Source organism: Microbulbifer aestuariivivens, assembly GCF_039545115.1.
GTDB lineage: Bacteria > Pseudomonadota > Gammaproteobacteria > Pseudomonadales > Cellvibrionaceae > Microbulbifer > Microbulbifer aestuariivivens.
This window is the reverse complement of sequence record NZ_BAABRT010000040.1, coordinates 1-3260: the sequence shown is the minus strand read 5'-3', so window position 1 is coordinate 3260 and position 3260 is coordinate 1. Positions and strand designations below refer to the sequence as shown.

The window sequence follows — 3260 nt, the reverse complement described above, 5'->3', positions numbered from 1 at the left end:
ATTATTAACTTAATGGCACTCCACGATACTGCAGCGGACTAGCCAGCCCTACCGAACCAGAGAGAACGCTCTAGGAACGAAACTGCCGAGACGCGGAACGACCGAGCTGCTCAATGCTGGACGCCAGGCCAGTGCGAAAAATTACCCGCAGGCACCAGCGATAATTTTTACCGACCGGCAACATAACGCCCAAAGCACGCGCCCAATACCGGAGCTTTGATTTTGTGCGATTGTTTACCCGCACAAAATTGAAGTGGAGAGTATTGGGTCGCAGTGACTTTGATTGTTATATTTTTACAATAAATATTTAACGTGATTTACTCATAACGACCGTATAGCTTTGTTTCAACTCGATGCGTTGGGATATTATCTTCTGCCCAATCTACATACTCACGATATTTAGGGGCTTTAACTTCTCCCCAGCGCTCTTGATACAGAAAGTGTCTTACATACTCGGCAATATAACCAGATTCAAAAACCTTTAAAAGTTCTGAAAAATATACATCTTTCGTTGAGTCTGATTTTTTGGAATATTCTACCCATCGCTTTAAAGCAATTTTTCTTGCCTCAACTTCACAATCAAATGATGGACTATTGGGGTCTTCACACAATCCCAATGCATAGGCGTAGAATAGCCAAGCTTCCCCAGCGGCTTTATCTTGAGCGATTAAATCAAACAGCTCAGGGTCCACCACTAGGTCTGCTGCTATTGCGCTATTCCTTGCGCCTATGGCACAACAAAAGATCAAGATTAGAAAAGCAAATTTATTCATTGTGCCGACCTTCGGGACTAAATATAACGCCGCTAGCAGGGGCAGCCGAAGCGCAGCGTAGGCTGTCCAGCCCAGCCACCGGCTGGGCGAGCCTGCCTAGCTTGGTTATGGCTGCCGCGCTCAGGTCTAACCACTAGCACTTTGCCAGCCCCAGATTGGCTGGCCAAATGCCAATATTACGAGGGAAGAATACCGAACCTCCCCCATCCAATTATTAACTTACTGGCACTCCACGATAGTGCAGTGGAATAGCCACCTCTACCCAACGAGAGCGAATGCTCTAGGAAGGAAACTGCTTCAGGCCGGAATGGCCAAGCTGCTCATTGCTGGACGCTAAAACAGTGCAAAATATTACCCGCTTGCACCAACAACAATTTTCACCGACCGGCAACATAACGCCGCTAGCAGGGGCAGCCGGAGCGCAGCGTAGGCTGTCCAGCCCAGCCGCCGGCTGGGCGAACCTGCCTAGCTTGGTTATGGCTGCCGCGCTCAAGACCAACTACCTGCACTTTGCCAGCCACGGATTGGCTGGCCACACCCCAATATTACGAGGAAAGAATACCGTACTTCCCTCACCCAATTATTAACTTATTGGCACTCCACGACACTGCAGTGGAATAGCCACTTCTACCGAAGCAGAGAGAACGCTCCAGGAACGGAACTGCTTCAGGCCGGAATGGCCAAGCTGCTCATTGCTGGGCGCTAAACCAGTGCGAAAAATTTCCCGCACGCACCGACGATAATTTTTACCGACCGGCAACATAACGCCCGCAGCAGGGGCGACCAATGCTGTGCAGATATTGTGCTAAAAAGGGAGCGCAGCGACCAGCACAATATGTGCACAGCGTTGGGGGTCCCTCGGAGGCCCGAAGGGCCGTAGCAAACTGGCTGCGTTTGTTAAGAGCATCTGTCTCCGTAGCGCAATTTAGCAAGTAAAGCTGTGATGCCCCGCGCTTGAATCACAAGAGCAAATCCGATACAGAGCTGAATTGCTGAATATAGAACCTCAGCAAAGTATTCTTTTGGTTTTACAAGACCTTCCATCATTGGAATTTGCTTGGCGTGCCACCACAAGTAGATATTTTGAATTAACTCTGGAGCTGCGTAAGTAAGAACAAAGAACCCTAAAAGGGTTAACCCTATAAATTGAGCATCCTTAGCCGCCTGGGATAGCTCTCTTCCAGGACTTTCTGTTCTTGGCATTAACCATGATGCAGCAGTGGCCGGAAACTTAACTAGAAACAAAGATGCGAGAACAACAAACACCGATACTGCACCTTGCATCAAGAGCCAGCCATTGTATCCCTCACCATATTCAGCGGCAGAGTACGAGGATAAAGAAGCCCAAGCAGTTAGCAGATATGTACCAGATCGTATGATGCCGTATACCCCGACCAACCGTAATCCTACACCCAATAATTCGATAGTTTTCAATGGATTTCCTTATTACTCTGACTCGACTCTTAACGCCCATGTGTGCGGCTGGCACGCGAAGCAGTGCCACTCCAGCCAGCTTGCTGGCGATGCACCACGTGCTTGTTAGGCGCTTTAATTTTAAAAAACACGTAAATGCTCACCTATTGTACCATCTTGAAAGTATTGCTCTATTTCTGGAAATAGAGATATTAATTGTTCTACGACAACTTCAGGTTGGTGTAGCTTCTTTGATGATAAGAGCTTAATTATCCAGTGCTTATCTTGACGAAACCAACTACCTGTTGATGCGGTTTTACCTGGCTGTAACCTACAATGCCCAGTTGTGATTGTTCTTTTATTGTTTTTTATTTGTGCTTTACCAAAATTCACAACAAATCTTGGTGTACCGTATTTTTCAAATTGTATATCAAAAAACCATTCTTCATTTTCTATGATCTTTTTGAAATCAAAGAAGTTTGGAGCATTTTCCATAGATGAAATAAAACCTTTAGCCTCTACATAAGGTATAAAGGTTTTTTTGATCTCTTTTCTTAGCTCAGTGGTCGTTCCCATCTTCCGCCTAACGCCGCTAGCAGGGGCAGCCGAAGCGCAGCGTAGGCTGTCCAGCCCAGCCACCGGCTGGGCGAACCTGCCTAGCTTGGTTATAGGTGCCGTACTGGACACCCGCTACCGGCACGCTGCCAGCCACGGCTTGGCTGGCCACCCCCCCAATATTACGAGGGAAGAATACCGAACCTCCCCCACCCAATTATTAACTTATTGGCACTCCACGATACTGCAGTGGACTAGCCAGTTCTACCAAACCAGAGAGAACGCTCTAGGAACGAAACTGCTTGGACACGAAACGACCGAACAGCTCAGTGTTGGACCCCAAAGCAGTACAAAAAATTACCCGTAGGCACTGACAATAATATTTACCGCCCGGCAACATAACGCCGCTAGCAGGGGCAGCCAAAGCGCAGCGTAGGCTGTCCAGCCCAGCCACCGGCTGGGCGAACCTGCCTAGCTTGGTTATGGCTGCCGCGCTGTGAACTAACTACTAGCACTTTG

3 protein-coding genes are annotated in these 3260 nt (G+C 48.2%); all 3 read right to left on the bottom strand.

The features are described from left to right. Nucleotides 1-317: 317 nt before the first annotated feature. On the bottom strand, nucleotides 318-773 hold the full coding sequence (locus ABEA58_RS14105; protein WP_345552519.1) for a hypothetical protein: 456 nt from the start codon (nucleotides 771-773) through the stop codon (nucleotides 318-320). Between the two features lie 897 nt (nucleotides 774-1670). After that, a complete protein-coding gene (locus ABEA58_RS14100; protein WP_345552517.1) occupies nucleotides 1671-2207 on the bottom strand; it encodes a hypothetical protein in 537 nt (178 codons plus the stop codon). 120 nt (nucleotides 2208-2327) lie between these two features. Beyond that, nucleotides 2328-2825 carry a hypothetical protein gene (locus ABEA58_RS14095; protein WP_345552515.1) on the bottom strand — a complete coding sequence of 166 codons (498 nt, stop codon included), beginning with the start codon at nucleotides 2823-2825 and terminating at the stop codon, nucleotides 2328-2330. Nucleotides 2826-3260 lie beyond the last annotated feature (435 nt).

Bases quoted from the DNA above. Each gene is read 5' to 3' on its own strand.
- ABEA58_RS14105 (WP_345552519.1), bottom strand. From the start codon at position 773: ATGAATAAATTTGCTTTTCTAATCTTGATCTTTTGTTGTGCCATAGGC.